We start from the raw sequence: 22,683 nt of genomic DNA on the forward strand, positions 1-22,683 counted from the left end.
AAGATTAAGATTAGTTGGTTTAAAAAATATGAAAGAAACTATTTTGGAGATAAAAAAATACGTTCAGTGGTATAATACTGAACGTATTCAAAAAGTCTTAGGATACTTATCTCCCTTAGAATACAAATTAAAATATCTATAATATTTTATTTGATGTGTACTTGACAGGGCATAGTATCTTTAAAGCCTCCTTTTATTTTTACATATCAAGATTAAAGTCTTCTAGTACTTTCCAAATCTCAACATTATTTTTTTTGTTGTAAATATGGCCATTTACGGCTTCTACTATTGCTTCGTAGTACCATTTGTCTTTTTCTAGGTCATTGAATTCTTTTATTCCATCTAAAATATTTTCACGAAGAACTTTTCTATTTAGAACATTATTTACAAGTGTTATAAATTCAGCTCTTGTAATATATTCGTCAGGTTTAAAAGTACCATCTTCATAACCTTTGATCCAGCCTTTATTGTAGCTTGATCCGATATATTTTTCTGCCCAGTGGCCCTTTGTATTTTTGAAGTTATAGTTTACTTTTTCTAAATTATCAAATCTAGATGCAATTGCTGCTGCTTCAGCTCTTGTTATAAAATTACTTCCTTTAAAGCTATTATCTTTATATCCTTTTAATATATTTCCCTTTGTAAGTGTTGATATATGCTTATTTGACCATCTGTCTTTAGAAATATCATTGAAGTTATTTTTTAGTGAATAAATTTCTTTTTTATAATCTTCATCTAAAAGTCTATAAAATACTGCTGCAACCTCTTCTCTTGATATATTAGAATTAGGTCTTACACTTTGATCAGGATAGCCTTGTATATATTCAAAGTGATCATCAATATTCAATTTTTCAGAAAATTTATCCTCTTTAGGAGTGATTTTTCCAAAAAATGGAATTCCTGATTTTGGAATTTTTTTGTAATCAAATACGATTACTATTTTATCTTTTTGATATTCTTTTTTGCCATCTTTATTTTCTTTTATATAGTCTGATCTTTTTACTAATTGCTCTGTAATATCAGGGCCATAGTATCCAGAAATATCAATTGATTTTTCTAGTACTTCATCTTTATCAGAAAGAGAAGCGTGTTTTGTATTTGCAATTTCAGCTTTTGTACTTTCATCAATATATTTGACTTCATAAGGAAGATCAAGTCTATAGTTAAATATTTTTAACTTTTTAAAGCTTTCTTTTTCTACTTGATTATCTTAATTTACTATTAGAGCAAGAAGGCTTTTTTTAGTTAGATTTTTGTCTTCATCAATATATTCAATAGTCTTATATCCTTCTTTTGGATTGTCAGGATTTTTGAAGAAGTTTTTTCTATATACTTTCTTTTTCTTAGTTCCTACTTTTATATAGTTTTCAATAGGTTTTGCTTTCTTTTCTTTTTGATCTTCTGTCTTAAGTCCTGTTCTTAGATTATCTTTAATTAATTCTAAGGTATCTATATCTCTATATGCTACTTCAAAAGGAAGAACTCTTTTGTATTTTATTTTATACACTGCATATTCCTGATTATTTTCAGTAATAGGCTCATTATTTTCATCATTATTTTCAATAGAATATTTTTCAAGTAATCCCTTATGATCTATTGTCTTATTATCAGATATAGCTATATGATGTTCAATTTCTTTTGGCTTTTCAATAGCATAAATAGTATTTTCGCCATTTTTATTTTCAGGAATATTAACTATTTTTTTCTCTGAAATATCTAGGATTTCCTTAGTGTCCATATCAATATATTTAACTACATATCCAAGTTTTGTATATACAAATATTATCTCTTTAGTTTCTTTAATATTTTCTTCATTTATTTTATAAGGTTTATCAGTTGTTCTATATCCTTCTATTAATTCTGGATTTTCAAAGTATTCTTCAAATCCATTAAGTTCAAGTTTTTTAACTTCTTTAGAAGGGATAAGATCTAGATAACTACCATCTTCAAGTTTTTCTACATAGCGCACTTTATAGTTTTTTAAATATTCATTGTCTTTTAGTTTTCTATAATAAAAGTCGATTTTATTATATTTTCCATTTTCTATAATAGTATTTTTTTCGTAATCATAATTAAGAGTTAGTTCTTTTTTGCCAGCTTTATTTTTTGCTAGTAAGAAGTATCCAATATCTTCAAAGTTTTTTGCTATTGCTGAAACTTTTTCTTCTGGAAAAGCTATTGTTATATCAGATGGAGAAATATTCATATTGTTTTTGTCATCATAGTCTAAATAATTTATATAACAATTTTCAGGAAGTTGGTCTATTTCTGTAGAATTATATTTTTTTTGATAATAAAAATTTAATACATTTGTTTTGTTATTTGAAATTACCATAGTTTTATATGCTTCATCATCTTCTTTAAGATGAGTGTATCCAAAGTTTTCAAAATCAAAAGCAATAGCACCAACAACAGTTCCTCTTAAAAGATTTCCTTGTATTTTAAAGAAACTTTTTGCAGGAGTTACATTTGTTATAGTTCCATCTTCATTTTGTTTTTTAGAATATAAATAATTTACAGTATAAGATCCATCATCTTTTTCTCCAGGAATATTTGGAGGTAATTTAGTAACTTTTGTATGTCTTATATATTTAATTTGTATTTCTTGTTCGTTTTTCACAATTTTACGTGTCATATGATTTTCATCATAAAATGGACCTTCTTCAAATATATATTCATATCTAAATCTATATTTATTTCCATTTTCATCAAGATGTTCTTTTCCATCAAGATCTACATATTTAATTTCAGGACTAGAATATAGATTACTTGCAGGCACTACAATAGGAGATACCTGACTGTTTGGGCTTATACTTCCATGAGAACCAAGTTTTGAATATTTAGTAAAGTTTTTAATATCAATATTTTTATCATTAGCTATAAGATTTTCATAAGAACTATTATTTATCCAGTAGTAATTTGTTTTGTATCTAAAATCATCTTTTGGTATAAATTCATCTTTAGTTTTATATTTATAAATTATTGTTTTATCGCCATCTATTAATAAAGTAGAACCATCTTTAAATGATTTATTAGGTTCTTCAACTACATTAAATTCTTCATCTTCTCTTTCATAAATACCGATATTTTCGCTAATTGGTCTTGGAGATATTGTTGTTCCAGTTAAATATTGAGTTATTAAATTAGAATAATCTTGATTTTCTAGATTAATATCTTTAAATTCAATTCCATCTCTATATTTATGGTTTAAATTTACATCACTTAATATTGATGGAAGAGTTTCTGGATCACCTTTTGTCATTTTATAAAAAACTTCAATATCATATTTTTTATTACCTTCTTCAGTAAGTGATTTATAATCTTTGAATTTTTCACGACATAAATCAACGTTTAAACTATCAGGTGTTATATATACATTATGTTCTTCGTCGTATTGAGCTACTTCGCCTGAGGATTTATTTTTAAATTGTGTTAAATCTTTTAATAGTTTATTATTTAGTTTTACAGTTTTAATAGAACCTGAACCAATTGTTTGGATTATAGGCATCTCTATAATAGATTTAGTCTCAGAAAGTGGTATGCTAAATTTTACATATTCTCCAGTTTTAGATTTTATATCTTGAAAATATTTACAATTCTCAGTACAGTTTTTATCTGTGTATGGATATTCAATATTACATTCTTTTCTATGTCTATAAAAAGCAATAGTAATATCAGCTGTCTTTATTTCTGGTAGTTCTAAATTTCCATCATATTTAAAAAATACTACTTTTCCGTCTTCATCAAGTTTGATTTTTTTATAATAATTTATAACATTTCCATCTTCATCTTTTTCTATTTCAGTATCTTTATGATTAATACAGTCCTCAGAAAGATATAGGTTATATTTGCTTAAATCTTTTGCTATGATTTTTACAGTTGTATCAGTTTTATCAAATTTAACCTCTGGCTTCATAAATTCTTTAATTACTTCATTTCCATTTTCATCTTTATCAGATACTAAATATTTAACAATATAATAAGTTAAGTTGTTACAAATATATTGAAAAGAAAAATCATGATCAGATTTTAAAATCTTAGTCTTAGTTTTATCATCAGCAAGTCTAAATCTAGACATTTTGTAATCATCATCTTCAAAATCGTGGTTTCTAATAGGGCTTACAGTAATCTCTGAACCTTTGTATCCTTTATAAAATCTAGGTGCATGTTTTTTATTAGTATTTTCGTCGGCTCCAAATTGATTAGTAAGCTTATTTAAAACATTATAATTTATATTTAAAGAGTCACTATCTGGAACAGTTCTTGATTTTAATATATATTCAAGAGTAACTGTATTAGAATTATTATTTTTAAAATTACCAGTAGAAGCATCAAATATATAATTTATATTTTTATTTTTAAGTGTGTAGTTATCAATGTTTTGTCCATTAAATTTAACTATTTGGTCCATTGTAACCCAATACTCATTTTCAACTTTTTGTCCATTAAAGTCACTTATTATAATATAATTAACTCTTTTTGAATCAAAATTAAAAGTTTTATTAACACTTCTATTTGGAATAATAGAAAAATTTAATTCTTCTTCTGACATTTCTTTTTTATTTCCATCATCTAAGAAAAGATCAAAATCATAAATATGATTACCACTACTTAATACATCTTCTGCAAAAGTGTTTTTTAGAGATGCATTAATTTCGTCATTATAATAAATAGAATCTTCTTTATAATTTTCTTCGTTTATTTCATTAGATCTATTTAAAACAGTTAATTTCGCAGAATCAATAAAGTTATTTTCTTCTTTATCCTCTTTATCTTTATCTTCTTTATCTTTATCATCTTGGTCTACATCTTCTGTATCAACTTTGTCTGTATCTTTTTTATCATCATTTTTAGAATTATTGATTTTTTCTTTTAAATCTTTATCTTCAGTAATTTTTTCAATTTTATATTCATTAGAAAAAACATTTTTATTACTTTTATTTTCAATTTCATTTAATTTTTTAAAATTAATATTAACACTTTTTTCGTTGTGAATATTTTTAAAAGAAATTCCTGTGTTTGTTATTTCTATTGGTCTTAAATCTAAGTTTAAATCTTTTTGGAAAATATCAAGATCTTTATCAAATTCAAAATCATATTCTTCTTCTATTTCTTTAATTGATCTATAGTAACTAGGAATAGAAATATTTGTACTTTCATAACTAGATTTAATTGAAATATTTCTACTTGTTGTATTAATACTAATATTAATTTTATCTTTTGGTCTTACTTTTATATTTCTTGATAAGTTTGATAGCTTTTTTTCTGGGTGATATATATCATTTAGACCGATATTGATTTTTACAGAATAAATATTTTGACAATTTACATTTATATTTAACTCTTTTAAATCCTTATCAGATAAATCTATTTTATTATCCTTAATGGAATTTTTATCATATATTTTCCCGTTTATTTCATAGTTTAATATTTCATAATTTTTATTAGTATAATTATTTTCAAAATTAATAGTTCCAAAAATATTATATAAAATATCAAAAATTGAATATTCAAATTTATCGAAATTTTTTGATGGACTTAAAGAGGAATCTTGAATTTTTTCTCCATCTAAAAGAGCAACTACATTTATTTTAGTTTTAGTATCGAGCTCAATATCTTCATCAATATCTTTTTCTTTATTATCACTATCTTTTTCATCATCATCTAAATCTTCTTTATTATCACTATCTTTTTCATCATCATCTAAATCTTCTTTATTATCACTATCTTTTTCATCATCATCATTTAGATTATGAGTTTCATTATTATCTTTTTTTACAATAGTATTTACTGCATTATTTTTAATATTATTCTTTGCAAAAACAGAACCCATAAAAATATTTACATCAAATAATAGGGAAATAACTAAAGTAAAAAGTATGAGTTTTTTAATTAAATTTTTCATAATAGCCCTCTCCTATAAAAACACCTCTTTCATTAAAAGTTAAAATATTCTTCCATTTATATAAAAAACATAGCATAAGTGACTAAAACTGTTTAAATAAAATGCTATAATTTATATTGTAAAATTACCCTGTGAAAAGATTGATAAATCGGGCGAAACTAAAAATTAGACACTTCTTAAATATTTACATAAAAAAAAGATAGCCTAGGCTATCTTCTAATTATTATTTCAAATATTATGAAAAGTCCAAAGTAAAGTATTGGTTGGTGAAGAAGGTACACGACTAAACTATGTCTTCCTATTGCTGAAATAATATTGTTTTTCCCCATTGGTTTTAGGAGATTTTTTCTTTTTAATATATGTCCCAAGAAATATCCTGATATAAATAGAAAACTCCATGGAAATAGTGGAAAGTAATCTGCTGATACAAAGTCTTCGTGGGGAAGTCCTATTGGATATAGGTATTTACTTTTATAAATATAATCTGGAATATTTAATATTTCAATGCTGCTAATTCCAAGGTTTCCATAGGGAAGATTATAAAAAATTAAAAATAATAATATAAATAATACAAATCCAAAGTAGGGGTTTAGTTTATTTAAAAATTTATTTAGCAAGTCCATTATTATAATTGATGCACCTATTAATGATAGTACACCAAATTTTACTGCTTCTTCGGGTATAAATATATATGTTATTAGGCTTATTAATAGACTAAGTCCAAAGACTATTAAGCCTTGTTTCCTATGATTTTTATAAAAGTGAAAGCTAATGCCACTTATTAATATAAATGTAATACATATGGAAAGTTGCCAAGGTTTTACATTATTTAATCGATAGAAATCAATATTTATATTAAAAACATAAACTAAATCATAAAAGAGATGATATAAAATCATACTAATTAAGCTAATTCCACGAATCATATCAATATAATGATTTCTTTTTTCTAGATTTAATTTTTTCAAAAGTTTTTCACCTCGTTAAAGTATATACCCAAGGGATTTTATTATATTAGATTTGTTTGAGTTATAATATTTAGTATTATTCCAAGAGATGCTCCAAGACCTATTATTTTAAATAGGCTTATTTTTTTAGTATGTAGTTTTATTCCAATAATAAATGTAATAGCTGAAATAATATTTAAGCTATTAATTCCATTTGGAATTATGCAAGTTTTAAATAGTTCTAAAGCTGTTATAAAAATTAATGAAACTATTCCTGCTTTTATTCCTGTTAGAATCCAGTCTAGTGCTATAAAGTTTTTGCCTTTTTTAAATAGTAAATTTGCAAGTATCATTAAAAGGATAAATTGTGGTGTTTCTACTCCAATTGTTGCAATAATTGCTCCTATTGTCCCTGATACTTTTTGGCCGACGAAGGTTGCTGAATTTACTGAAAGAGGTCCTGGTGTCATTTGAGAAATAGATACTATATCTCTAAATTCCATTATACTAAGCCAGTTATTTTCTTCTACGACAAATCTCTCTATAAGTGGTATTGTTGCATATCCTCCACCAAAGGCAAGAGATCCTATTTTAAAAAATGTAATATATAAATTAAATAAATTAGTCAATATTATCACCTCTATTGAGTATAAAAAACACATTAAATCCAAGAAGTGCTGATAGTAAAATAAGTGGTGCTGTATGTATTGATAAAGTATATCCTAAGAAAAATATTAAAATCATAACTACTACTGAAAATATTGGATAGTTTTTGTAAGAGGACTTTGCCATATTAAATACACTTATAAATAGCATTGCGCAAATAACTCCACTAATTCCATCAAGAGCAGATTTAATGTAAAAGTTTGTCTTAAATTCTTGATAAAATAAAGAAACTAAAGAAAGAATTAATAGACAGGGAAGGGAGGAAGCTATAAGTGATGTAATAGCACCTTTTGCTCCACGAAGTCTATATCCTGTTAGAATAGATGTAGATATTGTAATAGCGCCAGGGCCACTTTGAGCAAGGGCTATAATATCTAACATTTCATCTTCTTTAATTAAATTTAAGTCATTTACAAAGACATTATTTATTACGGGAATAATTGTATATCCACCACCAAAGGTTAAAGCACTTATTTTAAAAAAAGTTATAAATAATTTAAAAAGTGAGATATTTTTTTCTTTCATTTGATCACCTACTAGATTGTTATATTTTTAACATTATAAATTACAATTCCTTAAATAAAATCTTTTTAATAGGTAAACTGGTACTACCTTTAATTAAAATATACCCTTGATATTGAAATTTAACCATTTTGATTAATTTATGTATATTATTCATTTTGTGTTATTATTAATTAGGTGATTTTTTGAGATTTAAAAATTCAAAGATATATTTTTTGCAAAGAATTTTAATGAGTTTTGCTTATTTAATATATTTTTTAGCTTTGTATTTAAAAAGACGAGTTTTAAGTGTAGATTTTTTTAATAAAATTAGTTTTTATTTTGGTGCTTTATATTTTATTTTTTTAATAGTTTTATTTATTTTAACTAATTATAATTTTAAGATAAATAGGCCTATTAAGAAATATTTAAACTATTTTATTATAATATATTTTATTGATGTTTTTTCTGTATTATTATTTACTTTATTAGTATTTTTAAGTTTATAATACTAGAGAATTTTAGATTATGAGATTATAATAAGCATGAATTAAATAAAGAAGGTGATAATATGAAGTTTGAACAAATTAGTAAAAATATTTACTACCTTCCACAAATCAAAGAAAAAGACTATCCAAATCTTGGATATATTAAGGGGGACAACTATTCTATAATGGTTGATGCTGGTGCCTCTTATAAGCATGTTAATTCTTATAATAAAGCTTTAAGGGAATTGGGTTTTATTATGCCAAGTTTTACAATATTGACTATTGGCATTGGGATCATACTTTTGGTATGAGTGCTTTAGATGCAAAGACTATTGTGCACAAAAAAACTAATGAAAAGTTAGAGGAAATGTCTAAATGGTCTTGGAATATTGAAGATATGAATTACAGGCTTAGCAATAATATTGATATACCCTTTGCTCATGATAATATCTTAAAGGAATTTGATGATTTATCTAAGATTAAAATTTTAAAGGGTGATATTGAATTTGAAGATAATTTAAAGTTTGATTTGGGAAATTTAGTAGTGGAGATTTTTCATACAGAAGCACCTCATTCTAATGACAGTGTATTAATTTATGTACCAAAAGATAAAGTTTTATTTTTAGGAGATTCAATAAGTAAAGATTATTATAATAATATGTATTATGATTTAGAAAAATTAAATATTTTAATAAAAAATTTAGAATCTATTGATTTTGAAATTGGAATTTTAGGACATAATGATCCTATTAAAAAAGAAGATTTAATCAATATTTTAAAATCTTTCTTATAATAAAAAAAGGGCCTTTTTAAAAGGTCCTTTTATATTACAAAATTAAGTATTATGCCACAAAGGGCGCTTATTCCAATAATTTTTAACATATCTATTTTTTTAATATATAGTATAAATCCTACTATAAATGTTATTGCAGGAACTATTTTAAAGGCATTTATTCCCTCTGGAAATAGACTAGTTACAAAAAGTTCTATTGCTGTTATTAAAATAAGAGAGACTACTCCTGCTTTTATTCCATTTAGTATCCAATCAAGTGCTTTGAATTTTTTACCTTTAGAAAATAAGAAGTATCCAAGGATCATCATAAGTATAAATTGAGGTGTTATAACTCCAAGTGTTGCTATAACTGCTCCTACAAATCCACCTACTTTTTGTCCAACAAATGTTGCTGCATTTACTGCTATTGGTCCTGGTGTCATTTGAGATATTGATATTAGATCTATAAATTCTTCCATTATGAGCCAACCATTTTCGTTAACTACATATCTTTCTATTAGAGGTATTGTTGCATATCCTCCTCCAAAGGCTAGGGCGCCGATTTTTAAAAAAGTAAAGTATAATTGCACCATTAAACTAATCAAGTTCACCCCTCCTGTCTATTATGAAAAATACACTAAATCCTAAAATGGCACTTAGTAATATTAATGGAGCTGTATGAACTCCAAGTATAAATCCAAGTACAAATATTAAAATCATAATTATTGATGAGAATACTGGGAATTTTTTATAGGCAGTTTTTCCCATATTAAAAACTGTTATAAATAAAACTGCACAGATCGCACCACTTATTCCTTCTAGGGCTGCATTTACATAAAAATTTGATCTAAATTCTTTATAGAATAAAGATACTACTGAAAGTATTAATAAACAGGGAAGTGCAGATGCAATTAAGCAAGTAATAGCACCAAGTGCTCCACGAAGTTTATATCCAGTAAGTAGTGATGTAGATATTGCCATAGCTCCTGGTCCACCTTGTGCAAGGGCAACAAGATCAAGCATTTCATCATCACTAATTAGTTTTAAATCTTCTACAAAAGTATCTTTTATAATTGGAACTATTGTATAACCACCACCAAAGGTAAGGGCGTTAATTTTAAAAAATGTTGTAAATAGTTTCATTAAAGATATGTCTTTTTTATTTTCCAAAAAATCACCACCTAATTTTATTATATCCAATAAGGCAATAAGTAAAAAGCAATATAGAAAAATTTTATTTTTAATAATAAAAAAAGACCTAAAAAGGTCAATTTTATATATTTACAATTATAAGATTAATTGCTATTCCAAGTACTGCTCCTATTCCTACTATTTGAAATAGTTGAAGTTTTTTAAAATATAGTATAAATCCAACTATAAATGTAATAGCTGCTGCTATTTGCATTTTAGAAATTACAAGTCCTTGTGGAAATATACTTGCTCCTATAAGTTTTAGAGCTGTAATAAGTATTAATGCTACAATTCCTGCTTTTACACCATTTAACATCCAGTCTAGTACTTTGAATTTTTTGCCCTTTGTAAAAAGTAAATGTCCAAAAATCATCATAAGTATAAATTGTGGTGTAACTACTCCAAGTGTTGCTACAAAGGCGCCTGGTAAATGTCCTACTTTTTGACCGACAAAGGTTGCTGCATTTATTGCAATTGGTCCTGGTGTCATTTGAGATATTGAAACTAAATCTACAAATTCACTCATTTGAAGCCAGCCATTTTCTTTAACTATAAATCTTTCTATTAGAGGCATTGCAGCATATCCTCCACCAAAGGCTAATACTCCAATTTTAAGACATGTTAAATAAAGTGTTGTAAAAAATTTAATCATTTAGTTTACCTCCTATATGAAGTAAAAAGAAAATAATTATTCCAAGACTTGCTGATAGTAATATTAGTTTTGCTGTATGGACTTTAATAAAAAATCCAAGTATAAATATTAAAACCATAACTAATAATGAAAATCCAGGATATTTGTCAAAGGCAAGTTTGCCCATGTTATATACTGTTGTCAAAAGAATTGCACATATAACTCCACTTATTCCTTCAAGTGCTGCATTTACATAAAAATTTGTTTTAAATTCTTGATAAAATACAGATACTGTTGAAAGTATTAGTATACAAGGTAAAGTTGATGCACTAAGTGTAGTAATAGCACCTATTGGTCCTCTTAGCTTGTATCCTGTAAGTATTGAAGTTGAAATTGCCATAGCGCCTGGTCCACTTTGAGCAAGGGCCATAATATCTAGCATTTCATCTTCTGTCATAAGATTATAATCTCTTACGAAAGTGTCCTTAATAATGGGCACAATAGTATAACCCCCACCAAAGGTAATGGCGTTAATTTTGAAAAATGTCGTAAATAATTTAAGTAGAGAAATATTTTTCTCTTCTTTTTCTTTGATAGTTCTTTCTGTTTTTTCCATTGATTTTATCACCTATACTAGTATAACACCTACTAAGTAGGTAAAATCAAGGTATAAAGGATAATTAATTATAAAATATAGAAAAAAAACTGTCTTTGTGCAATAATGAAATTAATTATAGGAGGTAATTTATGAAGAAAATAGGAATAATCGGCGTTGGAAATATGGGTGGTGCAATTGCAACTGCACTTTGTAAAAATAAATATGATTTAATACTTTCGAATCATAGCAAAAAAAACTTAGAGAAGTTTGAAAATTTTGAAAATATTAAAACAACTACTTCCAATATAGAAGTTGCAAAGGAATCTGATTATATAATTCTTGCTGTTAAGCCAAATATATATGAAAAGGTAATTAATGAAATAAATGAATATTTAACTAGTGATAAAGTTTTTATTTCAATTGCTGCAGGTTTTAGTATTAAATCTCTTGAAGAGATGCTTCCAAATAGAAAAATAGTAATGACTATGCCAAATACACCAGCTATGGTTGAGGAAGCTATTACTGCAATTTGTCCAAATAGTTTAATTGATGAAAAAGAAATTCAAGATATTGTGGAGATTTTTAGTAGTTTTGGTATAGCGCAGGTTTTAGATGAAATGTATTTTCCAGCATTTTCTGGATCTTGTGGATGTCTTCCTGCCTATGTATATATGTTTATAGAGGCGGCTTCTGATGCAGCTGTACTAAATGGTATGAAAAGAGCAGATGCTTATAAATTTATAGCACAAAGTGTACTTGGATCTGCAAAGATGCTTCTTGAGACAAATCTTCATCCAGGAGAGTTAAAGGATATGGTTACATCTCCAGGTGGTACAACTATTGAGGGAGTAAAAGCACTAGAAGATAATGGTTTTAGATCAGCTATAATATCTGCAATAGATGCCTCAGTTAAAAAAAGCAAGAATATGGGTAAGTAATATAGAGAATATTTATTATAAAATTAAGAACTTTAATTTAGTGTATTATAGAAAGAAGGGATAATTTTTGAAAGATTTACTTATTTTTTTAGCAGATGGATTTGAAGAAATTGAAGCTTTAACAGTATGTGATTATTTAAGACGTGCAGATTTTGAAATAGATCTTGTAAGTATTATGACAGATAGAAAACGTGTCAAAGGTGCACATGGTATAGATGTTGTAGCTGATAAACATATTGATGAAATTAATTTAAAAGAATATAGAGGAATTTATATTCCAGGTGGACTTCCTGGTGCTACAAATCTTGCTGATGATTCTAGAGTTAAAGAAATGGTTAAAATGTATGAAAATTCAGATAGACTTGTATCTGCAATTTGTGCAGGACCTATTGTATTTGATAAAACTGGAATATTAAAAGAGGGAAAATATACTTGTTATCCTGGATTTGAAAAAAACCTTGAAACTAAGGGAAATTTAGATGAGGCAGTAGTTCATGATAATAATATTATCACTGCTATGGGACCATCTTTTGCTCAAGTTTTAGCTTTTGAATTAATTGAATATTTAAATGATGAAAAAGCAGCAGAAGCTGTAAAAAAAGATGTATTATTTGACAAATTAGTTGATTTTATAAAAGAAGGAAAAGTAAAATAATAAAAGACGCCTAGGCGTCTTTTTTGTTTTTAATAGAGTCTATTTTATTTTTAATTTTATAGTTTAATTTTTTAGAATTTTCTTCTTCAATTTTTAATTCTTCAATTTCTTTTTCTTTTTCAATTTGCTCAAGATTTTTAATTTGTTAATCTATATCTGGAGTGATTTTAATATTGTCATTTTCATCTAGTACTTCTATAAGAGTAAGTCCAGGAGATAGTATTATTTCATCACCTGAAGAAGTTGTAAAAATAGTTTTTGAACTTTCTGAGTCTTTTGTCCAGTTTATATCTATAACTTTTCCTTGAGTAAATAATTTTCCACTACCACTTCCAATATGATCTATTGTAAGAGTTAGATTTGGACCTGTAACTTTTGAGTTTGCAAATTGCAGTATTATATTTTTAGGTCTTACTTCTGATGAGTCTTTTTCATCAATTAAAGTTTCATTATTTCTAATTGCCTTATAGTATTTAGTTTCTATATTATATTCAAAACTCATATTATATTGTTTAAAAAAGTCAAAGGACATATTAGTTGCATTTATTTCACCCATTTGTTTATTTACACTTTCAAGATCTTTAGAATAGTCATAATAAAAACTGTGAAATTCTTCAATATTTTCTAAATAGCCCTTTTCTTCTGATGATTTTTTTAATAGTTCATAATTTGTATAACCATTATGTGGGGCATATTTTTTTACATCTCTATTTCTATAATAAGTACTTCCTTCAAGAAATATTCCGTCTAAATCCTTTAGAGATAATTTTTGAATTTGATTATATCCAGCTTCTGATCCTCCCCAATGGGCATAGATTGAGTTATATTCAGAGGCTGTATTTACAAAATAAGGTCTTGCAGATCTAACTGGTCCTATTACAGAGGCTTGATTTTTTTGAAATAGTGCAAGATATCTTGTGTACTGACCTTCTGCTTTAAATTCATAGATTATTTCTGCATCATTAAGTCCTGATTGAGGTCTAGCGCCTGGGTGATTATCTAACATAATAGAAAAAACTGGTTCATTTTTAATGTCTTTTTCTGTTTCAACTCCACTAAGTGGTGCATAGTATTTTGGTTTTTCTTCTACTTTAGATTCTTTAATGGGACTATTTGATCCACAAGATGTTAAGAAAATAGAAAGAGAAATTATTAATGTGATTTTTTTTAATGTTTTCATATTTCGTCCTTTATATATATTTTAATAATGATATTATTAACAATTTTAATTATTGCTTTTGTCTGCTACTTTAGTTTAATGATTAAATGGGTAAAAATCAATATATAGTGTAAAAATATATAGACAAAATATTTACTTTGTATTAATATTATAAAAATATGCATAATAGCTATAAATACTTGTTTGAAATAAAGTGTTTTAAAAGAGGATTTTGCTATTAATATAGTTTATTTCTGTTATGATAAAAGTAGAGCAAATGAGGTGAGACTATGAGTATATCAAGAGAAGAAATGATTGAGCTTGATAGAAATGCCATAGAAAATTATGGTATAAGATCAATTGTTTTAATGGAGAACGCAGCAATGGGTGTATTTAATGAAGTCAAAGACTATAATTCCTTTACTATTATATGTGGAAGTGGAAATAATGGTGGAGATGGACTGGCCCTTGGACGACATTTATTACTTAATAAGAAAGATGTAGATATTTTTATTATTGAAGGAAGACAAAGTAATGAATTTACTGAAAATCTTGAAATTTTAAAAAAACTTACAAAAAATATTTATTATATTAATAAAAAAGAAGATTTAGATAATTTAGTAAATAGTTTAGAGATAAATGAAATAAGCATTGATTGTATTTTTGGAACGGGACTTTCAAGAAATATAAGTGGGATTTATAAAGATGTAATAAATTGTATAAATCAACATTCAAATTATACAATTGCTATTGATATACCATCAGGTCTTGATGCCAATTCTGGAGATATTTTAGGAATAATGGTTAAATCAGATGAAACTATTACTATTCATGATATAAAACATGGATTATTAAAGAACGATTTTGTGGGAAAAATTAAGGAAGTTTATGTAGGGATACCAAAGATATGAAAAGATTAGAGAAAAATTTAAGTTTAACAACAGGTTCAATAGCATCAGGTATTATTTATTTTGCAATACCTATTTTATTATCAAATTTTTTACAACAACTTTATAATACTGCAGATCTTATGATAGTAGGTAAATTTGCAGGAAAAAATCCAATGGCAGCTGTTGGAGCAACAGGACAGATTGCAAACTTATTAATTGGACTTTTTTTAGGTCTTACTACGGGAGCATCTGTTGTAGTTGCTCAACTATTTGCATCTGAAGATCGTGAGAATTTACAAAAGTCAGTTCACACATCTTATGCAATAGCAATAGTAGGAGGGCTTATTTTATCAGTAATTGGTATAGTTACATCTCCAAAACTTCTTGAGATGTTAAATACTCCTGCTGAAATTATGGATGATGCAGCAGCTTATATGAGAATATTTTTCTTAGGTGTAACTCCTCTTCTTATATATAATATGGGAGCTGGAATATTAAGGTCTGTTGGAGATTCAAGAAGACCTTTTAACTTCTTATGTATAAGTGCTGTAATAAATATTGTACTAGATTTAATATTTGTTGCAGGTTTTAAAATGTCTGCAAGAGGTGCTGGTTGGGCTACATTTGGTGCTCAAACTGCAGCGGCTATATTAGTTACTTATAACTTAATAAAATCAGAAAGAAACTTTAGACTTAAAATAAAAGATATTAAATTTGACAAAATTATGTTAAATACAATATTTAAAATAGGAATACCAACAGGAATTCAATCAGCAGTTATTTCCTTATCAAATGTTTTGATTCAAGCAAAGATAAATGCTTTTGGACCAGATGCAATTGCAGGAATGGCAGCTGAAACTAAAATAGATGGATTTATATTTATGGCCTTACAGGCAATAGCACTTGCAGCTACTACTTTTGCAGGACAAAACTATGGAGCTAAAAAACACGAAAGAATTAAACAAGGTGTAAAAGTTTCAATAGGACTTGTAATAGGTCTTGCAGCAGTTCTTTCACTAATAGGAGCAATATTTGCAGAAGAACTTATTGGAATATTTAATAAGGATCCAGCTGTAATAAAATATGGAGCAGAATGTTTTTATGTTTTAGCAACATCCTACTGGATATATGGAATAAGTGAAGTCTTTGGAGGATTTATAAGAGGTGCAGGTAAAGCTATGCCACCAATGATTATTTCAATATTTTCAATGTGTGGACTTAGAATGGTTTGGATTTATACAGCACTTGAAGTATGGCCAAGTATGAGAATAATATATTTATCCTATCCAATATCTTGGATTGTGACTTGTATTTTAACTACATTATATTATTTCTTCGGAAAGTGGAGACCAAAAGAACAACTAAAAGAACAACTAAAAGAACAACTAAAAGAACAAAAACAAAGTATATAAAAATTAAACTGTCTTAGAAATAGGGCAGTTTTTTTATGTAAAATTTTAAATTTAAAAAAATATTTGATATTATATTAATGAGGTGAAAAATTTGAAAGAAGATTTTATAAAAAAACCAAAGGATAATAGGTTGATTTTAAGAATGGTTTTTGATGGTATATTAATTGGAATTATATCAGGATTTTTCTCAGTACTATATAGATACATAATTTCTAAAACTAATATAGTAAGAGAATATATTTATAGTTTTAAAGATATACCTCATATTATTCTTTTTCTTTTCTTATTTATATTAATGGCATTAATAATGGCCAAATTACTAAAATGGGCACCCTTATCAGGTGGATCAGGTATTCCACAAATAAGAGCAGAAGTTTTAGGAAGAGTAAGTATGGATGAAAATAAAACTTTAATATCAAAATATATTGGAGGAACATTAGGTAATATTGCAGGACTATCACTAGGTCGAGAAGGTCCATCAATTCAAATAGGTGGAGCTATTGCTAAAAAAATAGCGGAAATTTTAAAAAGAGATGAAATTGAAACAAAATATATGATTACAGCAGGATCTTCAGCAGGACTTGCAGCAGCTTTTAATGCTCCACTTGCAGGAACATTATTTTCTCTAGAGGAAATTCATAAGAGTTTTTCACATTTTGTTCTTGTACCTTGTCTTATAGCATCTGTTATAGCAAATTATATTTCCTTTTTATTATTAGGTGAAGAGTCAGCTTTTTCTTTTAGTGTAAAAGAAACTCTTCCAGTAAAATACATTTATATTGCAATTATTTTAGGAATAATAACAGGGCTTGTTGGAATACTATTTAATATAGGACTTGTTAAGACTCAAAAATTATATAAAAAGACAAAATTAAATCAAAGTGCAAGACTTATAATAGCAATGGTTGTGGCACTTTTTGTAGGATATAACTTTCACTTTGCAACAGGTGGAGGGCATGAGCTTATAGAAAGTATTTCTGGGGAGTTTTATCCAATTAAATTTCTATTAGTAGTATTAGTAGTAAAACTAATTTATACATGGATTTCCTATGGCTCAGGAGCTCAAGGTGGTATATTTTTGCCAGTGCTTGTGCTTGGAGGAGTAAGTGGGGCAATATTTTTTAAATTAGTAAGTCCTGTACTTAATATAGAAGAATATTATATTAATTTTATAATACTAGGAATGGCAGGAGTTTTAACATCAGTTGTAAGAGCACCGATTATGAGCATACTTCTTGTAACAGAAATGACAGGATCTTTTTCTCATTTAATATCTCTAACAGCAGTTTCAATAGTTGCATTTTTTATAGCAGAGTCCTTTCATAATCCACCAATTTACGAAACGCTTTTTGATGGAATAATGAAAAACTTAAAAATCAAAGAAGTAAGTGAAGAAGAAGGATATGGAATATATAAATATATAATTTCTGATATTTCAAAATGTACTGGAAAAACCCTTGAAGAAATTGAATTTCCTCATCATTTAATAGTAGCTTCAATAGAAAGAGATGGAGTTGAAATAGTGCCAACATCAAAGGATAAACTTCTAAATGGAGATAAGATAACTGTTATTGCAAAGGAAAAATATCAGTATAATATAGATAAATATTTTAAAAGTGAAAATTTATAACAAAAATAGGCCAAAAGGCCTATTTTTAAAACTTTGTTCTTTTTAGAGATATAAATTATAATAGAAATACAAATAGAAATTAAAAGGTGATAAATTGAGTAATGTAGAATTAAAACCAATAGTTAAGTGGGTTGGTGGAAAAAGACAGAGTTTAAGTGAGTTAGAGAAGTATATACCTGATGATTATAATAATTATATTGAACCATTTATAGGTGGTGGTGCATTATTTTTTAAGTTGCAACCAAAAAAAGCTATTATTAATGATATAAATGGAGAACTAATAAACTTATACAATATTATTAAAAGTGATGTATCTGAACTTATTTTAGATTTAAATAAACATAAAAATAATAAAGAATATTTTTATGAAATTAGAGAAATAGACAGAAGTATAGATGATTTTAATAAATTATCAAATATAGAAAAAGCATCTAGGATGCTTTATTTGAATAAGACATGTTTTAATGGTATGTATAGAGTTAATAAGAAAAATGAGTTTAATGTTCCTTATGGAAATTATAAGAATCCAAAAATAATAGATGAATTAAATTTATATAATTTGAATAAATATTTAAATAAAAATGATATTAAGATATTTAATAAAGATTTTGAAGATATACTTATGATGGCTAAAAAAGAAGATTTTGTATATTTAGATCCACCATATTATCCTATATCAGATACATCAAATTTCACAGATTATAGTAAAGATGGTTTTAATAAAGAGGACCAAATTAGATTGAAAGAAAATTGTGATAAGTTAAATAAAAAAAATATTAATTTTTTACAATCTAATTCTTATTGTGATTTTATTTTAGATTTATATAGTGATTATAATATTATTGAAATATATTCTAAGAGAGTAATAAATTCACAAGGAGATAAAAGAGGAGAAGTTAAAGAAGTGTTAATTACAAACATGGAGGTTTAGTTATGGAGAGAAATTTCAATGATTTAATTAATAACATGAGAGATTCAATTAAAGGGTACGACTATTTTGTTTGTTGGGATAAAGTGATTGGAAATACAGGTAAAGTTGAAATACCATTAAATATTTTAAATACTTTAATAGGAAAGCAAAATATTTTGGATGAATTTAGATATATAATTAAAGAATATCCAGAAGTAGTACCTGTTATTCCAATGTGTTTAGCAATTCGAGAAAGTAAAATAGATATTTTTGATAATCAAGAATCAATTATTTATAAATTTTATAAAAAGAAAGAATATACAAATGAAGAAATTCAGCATATAGTAGATTTTTCAGAAAAAACAGGCTTTTTAAATATATTAAAAAACAAAAATATTAAAAATTTATCAGATTATTATTTTGGAATTGAAGTTGGATTAGATACTAATGCAAGAAAAAATAGAACAGGGAATTTAATGGAAAATTTGGTAGAGCAATATTTAAAAAAGATGTGTAAACAAAATAATATAAGTTATATTAGTCAAGCTACATCAAAAAAAATTGAGTCTGAGTTTAATGAACAAGTACCAACAGATAAATCTAGTCGTAGGTATGATTTTGCAATAAAAAAAGGAAAAGAGATTATTTTAATAGAAACTAATTTTTATAATGGTGGCGGTTCAAAATTAAAAGCAACTGCTGGAGAATTTATTACATTAAATAATTTAATAAATAAAAATGAGAATACAAAATTTGTATGGATAACTGATGGGAAGGGATGGGAAACAGCAAAAAATCCTTTAGAGGAAGCTTTTAATGAAATAGATAATATATTGAATATAAAAGATTTAGAAAATGGGGTTTTAGAGGATATTGTAATAGGAGGATAGTATTGAATATAGATAGATTTGAATTAGAAGATTTTGAAATTGAAAATACGTCTGTTTGGAGTTTTCCGAAAAGAGGAAAATGGGCAACTCATGATTCTAAATATAGAGGGAATTGGTCTCCATACATACCGAGAAATATTTTGAAAAGATATTCAAAAGAAGATGATTTAGTATTAGATCAATTTGTAGGTTCAGGAACGAGTTTAATTGAAGCTAAAATATTAAATCGAAATATAATAGGAGTTGATATAAATCCTAAAGCATTGAAGATATGTGAAGAGAAAATTAAATTTGATTCTAATACTAAATCCAATGTTACATTGAGAAAAGGAGATTCTAGAAATCTTGACTTTTTAAAGAGTGATAGTATAGATTTAATAATGATGCATCCTCCTTATTCAAATATAATAAAATATAGCGAAGACATTGATGGAGATTTATCTCTTATGAAACTTGATGATTTTTATAAATCTATGAAATTGGTAGCAAAGGAAAGCTATAGGGTGTTAAAAGAAGAAAAATTTTGTGCAGTTCTAATGGGAGATACTAGGAAAAAAGGTCATGTAATTCCAATGGGATTTAATATAATGAATATATTTATTGAAGAAGGGTTTATATTAAAAGAGATAGTTATAAAAGAACAGCATAATTGTAGGGCAACGGGATTCTGGAAAACAAACAGTATTAAATATAATTTTTTATTGTTAGCTCATGAATATCTTTTTATTTTTCATAAATAAAATATAGATAAATATTTTAAAAGTGAAAATTTATAACAAAAATAGGCCAAAAGGCCTATTTTTTGTATAAAAAACTTTGTTCTTTTTATATATATAATCTATAATATAGAATAATCATTAAAATTTATGAAGAAATAAAACTATTATATTAGGGTTGTGAATATGCTAAAGAGTAAAAATTTTTCTTATAGGAAAATGAAATTAGAAGATGTATATGATTTTAAAAAATGGGGCAGACATAATACTCCATTACTTGATGATTATAATTTTTATGAAGATACAGATATTGAATTGAAAGACTGGTTTAATTGGAAGACGCAAAATCCAAATAATATGTATTTTTCCATATTTAAGGAAGATTTTGCAATAGGCTATATTAGTTTTAAATATTTTAATAAATTAATAAAGTCTGCAACTTTAGGTATTGTTTTAGATCCTAGTGAGATAAATAAGGGATATGGCAGTGAAATTTTACTATATATGATGGATTATTATTTTAATAGTTTAGATCAAAAAAAGATTTCTTTAAAGGTTGCAACTTTTAACAAAAGAGCTATTAGTTTATATAGTAAAGTTGGATTTAAAAAAGTTTCAACTCATTTGAATTTTTATGAAAATGGATATTTTGATGATACAATAGTTGATTATAGAGAAAATAGTGATTCTTTTATAAATTTTATGGGGAAAACTCTTTTTTATGTAGATAAGATGGTTTTAGATAGAAATAAGTTCAATGGAGTGATAAAATGTATTTCAAACTTCAAAATTTAAGTATGGATTTAGGAGATACTCCTATTGAAAATATATTTATTAATGATTTTATGCCAATGGCTGATGGGAATTTTGTTAAGGTCTATTTAATGGGGTATAAACTTGCAAAGGAATCGATGGGGCTTAAAAGCTTTGATTCTAATTTAATTGCAGATTTATTAGGTCTTATTGAATCAGATGTACTTAGGGCCTGGGACTATTGGGAGAAAAATGGAGTTATAAAAAAAGTCTTTGTTGGAGATGAGAAAAATTTTAGTATACAATTTGTAAATTTAAAGGAATTATATATTAAAAATATCTACTCTGTTCCTGAAAAAGATACAAGAAGAAATCAAAATTCAATACTTGATGATCCAAAGATTGCAAATTTATTGTCTCAAGCTGATAAACTTATGGGCGCAAGGCTTACTATTGCACAGAAACAAGATATTGCAAATTGGCGAGATATTTACAATATGCCTGTGGAGTTAATAATTGAGGCTTTTAATTATTCGATAAATGTAAAAGAAATAAATAGTTTAAGTTATATTGAAGCAATTGTTAGAAATTGGTCAGAAAAAAACATTAGAACTATGGAAGATGTTGAAAAAAGTTATATTGAATATGATGAGAAGTATTATAGATTTATGAAAATCAAAAATAGAATAGGTATAGGTTTTAAACCTTATACTAAAGTTGATTTTGATATTGTAAATGATTGGTTTGAAAAATATAATTTTGATATTGATGTTGTTTATGCAGCTTGTGATAAGTGTATAAATATTAGTAACCCAAATCTTGGATATGTAAATAGAATACTTATGAATTGGCAAGAGAAGGGCATTAAAAATCTTGAAGATATTAAAACTAAAGATGTAAAACCTAAATCAAGTGTTCAAAAGACGAAATTTCATAATTTTAAACAACTTTCTGATGATTATTCTGAGGATGATTTAGAAGATCTTGCAAGAAAGAAACGTGAGGATTTTCTAAAGACGCTAGGAGAGTAA

Annotated in this window: 23 protein-coding genes; 13 read left to right on the forward strand and 10 right to left on the reverse strand. The window is 26.1% G+C overall.

Annotation, left to right across the window (positions count from 1 at the left end; genetic code table 11):
• The first annotated feature begins 28 nt into the window (after nt 1-28).
• On the forward strand, nt 29-142 hold the full coding sequence (locus tag J2Z71_RS09065; protein ID WP_425351647.1) for an IS3 family transposase: 114 nt from the start codon (nt 29-31) through the stop codon (nt 140-142).
• A 57-nt stretch (nt 143-199) separates the two neighbouring features.
• On the opposite strand, the gene J2Z71_RS00010 is transcribed toward J2Z71_RS09065, so the two are convergent.
• The 5 genes from J2Z71_RS00010 to J2Z71_RS00030 form a co-directional block, all read right to left on the reverse strand.
• Nucleotides 200-847 carry an S-layer homology domain-containing protein gene (locus J2Z71_RS00010; RefSeq protein ID WP_210059797.1) on the reverse strand — a complete coding sequence of 216 codons (648 nt, stop codon included), beginning with the start codon at nt 845-847 and terminating at the stop codon, nt 200-202.
• Between the two features lie 363 nt (nt 848-1,210).
• Entirely contained in the window at nt 1,211-5,905 is a 4,695-nt protein-coding gene (locus tag J2Z71_RS00015; protein WP_210059798.1) for a hypothetical protein, read from the reverse strand.
• 209 nt (nt 5,906-6,114) lie between these two features.
• Nucleotides 6,115-6,873 (reverse strand): heparan-alpha-glucosaminide N-acetyltransferase, encoded by a 759-nt coding sequence (locus J2Z71_RS00020; protein ID WP_210059799.1) that lies wholly within the window; start codon nt 6,871-6,873, stop codon nt 6,115-6,117.
• 41 nt (nt 6,874-6,914) lie between these two features.
• On the reverse strand, nt 6,915-7,481 hold the full coding sequence (locus J2Z71_RS00025) for a chromate transporter (RefSeq protein WP_245311131.1): 567 nt from the start codon (nt 7,479-7,481) through the stop codon (nt 6,915-6,917).
• Nucleotides 7,474-8,043, reverse strand: coding sequence for a chromate transporter (locus J2Z71_RS00030; protein ID WP_210059801.1), 570 nt, complete (start codon nt 8,041-8,043; stop codon nt 7,474-7,476). The genes J2Z71_RS00025 and J2Z71_RS00030 overlap by 8 nt, the downstream gene beginning before the upstream one ends.
• 547 nt (nt 8,044-8,590) lie before the next feature.
• On the opposite strand from J2Z71_RS00030, the gene J2Z71_RS00035 reads away from it, so the two are divergent.
• Both J2Z71_RS00035 and J2Z71_RS00040 read left to right on the forward strand, forming a co-directional pair.
• Nucleotides 8,591-8,818 carry a hypothetical protein gene (locus J2Z71_RS00035; RefSeq protein ID WP_210059802.1) on the forward strand — a complete coding sequence of 76 codons (228 nt, stop codon included), beginning with the start codon at nt 8,591-8,593 and terminating at the stop codon, nt 8,816-8,818.
• The gene (locus tag J2Z71_RS00040) at nt 8,815-9,300 is read left to right on the forward strand and encodes an MBL fold metallo-hydrolase (RefSeq protein WP_210059803.1); all 486 of its coding nucleotides are present in this window, start codon (nt 8,815-8,817) and stop codon (nt 9,298-9,300) included. Before J2Z71_RS00035 ends, J2Z71_RS00040 begins: the two co-directional genes overlap by 4 nt.
• A gap of 29 nt (nt 9,301-9,329) precedes the next feature.
• Here the strand turns inward: J2Z71_RS00040 and J2Z71_RS00045 are convergent, their stop codons facing one another.
• The 4 genes from J2Z71_RS00045 to J2Z71_RS00060 all read right to left on the reverse strand — a co-directional run bounded on the left by J2Z71_RS00045 (nt 9,330) and on the right by J2Z71_RS00060 (nt 11,717).
• On the reverse strand, nt 9,330-9,884 hold the full coding sequence (locus J2Z71_RS00045; RefSeq protein ID WP_245311133.1) for a chromate transporter: 555 nt from the start codon (nt 9,882-9,884) through the stop codon (nt 9,330-9,332).
• Entirely contained in the window at nt 9,877-10,449 is a 573-nt protein-coding gene (locus tag J2Z71_RS00050; protein WP_425351645.1) for a chromate transporter, read from the reverse strand. Before J2Z71_RS00050 ends, J2Z71_RS00045 begins: the two co-directional genes overlap by 8 nt.
• Before the next feature lie 103 nt (nt 10,450-10,552).
• On the reverse strand, nt 10,553-11,122 hold the full coding sequence (locus tag J2Z71_RS00055; protein ID WP_210059804.1) for a chromate transporter: 570 nt from the start codon (nt 11,120-11,122) through the stop codon (nt 10,553-10,555).
• Nucleotides 11,115-11,717, reverse strand: coding sequence for a chromate transporter (locus tag J2Z71_RS00060; RefSeq protein WP_210059805.1), 603 nt, complete (start codon nt 11,715-11,717; stop codon nt 11,115-11,117). Before J2Z71_RS00060 ends, J2Z71_RS00055 begins: the two co-directional genes overlap by 8 nt.
• 131 nt (nt 11,718-11,848) lie before the next feature.
• Between J2Z71_RS00060 and proC the strand changes: the two genes are divergently transcribed.
• Together proC and J2Z71_RS00070 are read left to right on the forward strand one after the other, a co-directional pair.
• Entirely contained in the window at nt 11,849-12,637 is a 789-nt protein-coding gene (gene proC, locus J2Z71_RS00065) for a pyrroline-5-carboxylate reductase (protein WP_210059806.1), read from the forward strand.
• Between the two features lie 67 nt (nt 12,638-12,704).
• Complete coding sequence (locus tag J2Z71_RS00070) at nt 12,705-13,292, forward strand: DJ-1 family glyoxalase III (RefSeq protein ID WP_210059807.1); 588 nt, start codon at nt 12,705-12,707, stop codon at nt 13,290-13,292.
• A gap of 145 nt (nt 13,293-13,437) precedes the next feature.
• On the opposite strand, the gene J2Z71_RS00075 is transcribed toward J2Z71_RS00070, so the two are convergent.
• Nucleotides 13,438-14,472 carry a DUF3048 domain-containing protein gene (locus J2Z71_RS00075; protein ID WP_210059808.1) on the reverse strand — a complete coding sequence of 345 codons (1,035 nt, stop codon included), beginning with the start codon at nt 14,470-14,472 and terminating at the stop codon, nt 13,438-13,440.
• 269 nt (nt 14,473-14,741) lie between these two features.
• On the opposite strand from J2Z71_RS00075, the gene J2Z71_RS00080 reads away from it, so the two are divergent.
• The 8 genes from J2Z71_RS00080 (at nt 14,742) to J2Z71_RS00115 (ending at nt 22,683) form a co-directional block, all read left to right on the forward strand.
• Nucleotides 14,742-15,362 carry an NAD(P)H-hydrate epimerase gene (locus J2Z71_RS00080; protein ID WP_210059809.1) on the forward strand — a complete coding sequence of 207 codons (621 nt, stop codon included), beginning with the start codon at nt 14,742-14,744 and terminating at the stop codon, nt 15,360-15,362.
• Nucleotides 15,359-16,753: an MATE family efflux transporter gene (locus J2Z71_RS00085; RefSeq protein ID WP_210059810.1), complete on the forward strand. Its 1,395-nt coding sequence runs from the start codon at nt 15,359-15,361 to the stop codon at nt 16,751-16,753. The genes J2Z71_RS00080 and J2Z71_RS00085 overlap by 4 nt, the downstream gene beginning before the upstream one ends.
• A gap of 91 nt (nt 16,754-16,844) precedes the next feature.
• Nucleotides 16,845-18,383, forward strand: a complete 1,539-nt coding sequence (locus J2Z71_RS00090; protein ID WP_210059811.1) for a ClC family H(+)/Cl(-) exchange transporter — start codon at nt 16,845-16,847, stop codon at nt 18,381-18,383.
• A gap of 94 nt (nt 18,384-18,477) precedes the next feature.
• Nucleotides 18,478-19,314, forward strand: a complete 837-nt coding sequence (locus tag J2Z71_RS00095) for a DNA adenine methylase (RefSeq protein ID WP_210059812.1) — start codon at nt 18,478-18,480, stop codon at nt 19,312-19,314.
• Nucleotides 19,315-19,316: 2 nt separating this feature from the next.
• On the forward strand, nt 19,317-20,183 hold the full coding sequence (locus J2Z71_RS00100) for a type II restriction endonuclease (RefSeq protein ID WP_210059813.1): 867 nt from the start codon (nt 19,317-19,319) through the stop codon (nt 20,181-20,183).
• Nucleotides 20,184-20,185: 2 nt separating this feature from the next.
• Nucleotides 20,186-20,923 carry a TRM11 family SAM-dependent methyltransferase gene (locus J2Z71_RS00105; protein WP_245311135.1) on the forward strand — a complete coding sequence of 246 codons (738 nt, stop codon included), beginning with the start codon at nt 20,186-20,188 and terminating at the stop codon, nt 20,921-20,923.
• Between the two features lie 162 nt (nt 20,924-21,085).
• Nucleotides 21,086-21,694: a GNAT family N-acetyltransferase gene (locus J2Z71_RS00110; protein ID WP_210059814.1), complete on the forward strand. Its 609-nt coding sequence runs from the start codon at nt 21,086-21,088 to the stop codon at nt 21,692-21,694.
• Complete coding sequence (locus J2Z71_RS00115; protein WP_210059815.1) at nt 21,670-22,683, forward strand: DnaD domain protein; 1,014 nt, start codon at nt 21,670-21,672, stop codon at nt 22,681-22,683. Before J2Z71_RS00110 ends, J2Z71_RS00115 begins: the two co-directional genes overlap by 25 nt.

This window comes from Peptoniphilus stercorisuis (assembly GCF_017874395.1).
GTDB classification, from domain to species: domain Bacteria; phylum Bacillota; class Clostridia; order Tissierellales; family Peptoniphilaceae; genus Anaerosphaera; species Anaerosphaera stercorisuis.

Coding starts and splice junctions, on each gene's coding strand:
- J2Z71_RS09065 (WP_425351647.1), top strand. CDS start 29: ATGAAAGAAACTATTTTGGAGATAAAAAAATACGTTCAGTGGTATAAT.
- J2Z71_RS00085 (WP_210059810.1), top strand. CDS start 15,359: ATGAAAAGATTAGAGAAAAATTTAAGTTTAACAACAGGTTCAATAGCA.
- J2Z71_RS00030 (WP_210059801.1), bottom strand. CDS start 8,043: ATGAAAGAAAAAAATATCTCACTTTTTAAATTATTTATAACTTTTTTT.
- J2Z71_RS00055 (WP_210059804.1), bottom strand. CDS start 11,122: ATGATTAAATTTTTTACAACACTTTATTTAACATGTCTTAAAATTGGA.
- J2Z71_RS00015 (WP_210059798.1), bottom strand. CDS start 5,905: ATGAAAAATTTAATTAAAAAACTCATACTTTTTACTTTAGTTATTTCC.
- J2Z71_RS00060 (WP_210059805.1), bottom strand. CDS start 11,717: ATGGAAAAAACAGAAAGAACTATCAAAGAAAAAGAAGAGAAAAATATT.
- proC (WP_210059806.1), top strand. CDS start 11,849: ATGAAGAAAATAGGAATAATCGGCGTTGGAAATATGGGTGGTGCAATT.
- J2Z71_RS00035 (WP_210059802.1), top strand. CDS start 8,591: ATGAAGTTTGAACAAATTAGTAAAAATATTTACTACCTTCCACAAATC.
- J2Z71_RS00115 (WP_210059815.1), top strand. CDS start 21,670: ATGTATTTCAAACTTCAAAATTTAAGTATGGATTTAGGAGATACTCCT.
- J2Z71_RS00100 (WP_210059813.1), top strand. CDS start 19,317: ATGGAGAGAAATTTCAATGATTTAATTAATAACATGAGAGATTCAATT.
- J2Z71_RS00080 (WP_210059809.1), top strand. CDS start 14,742: ATGAGTATATCAAGAGAAGAAATGATTGAGCTTGATAGAAATGCCATA.
- J2Z71_RS00110 (WP_210059814.1), top strand. CDS start 21,086: ATGCTAAAGAGTAAAAATTTTTCTTATAGGAAAATGAAATTAGAAGAT.
- J2Z71_RS00075 (WP_210059808.1), bottom strand. CDS start 14,472: ATGAAAACATTAAAAAAAATCACATTAATAATTTCTCTTTCTATTTTC.
- J2Z71_RS00040 (WP_210059803.1), top strand. CDS start 8,815: ATGAGTGCTTTAGATGCAAAGACTATTGTGCACAAAAAAACTAATGAA.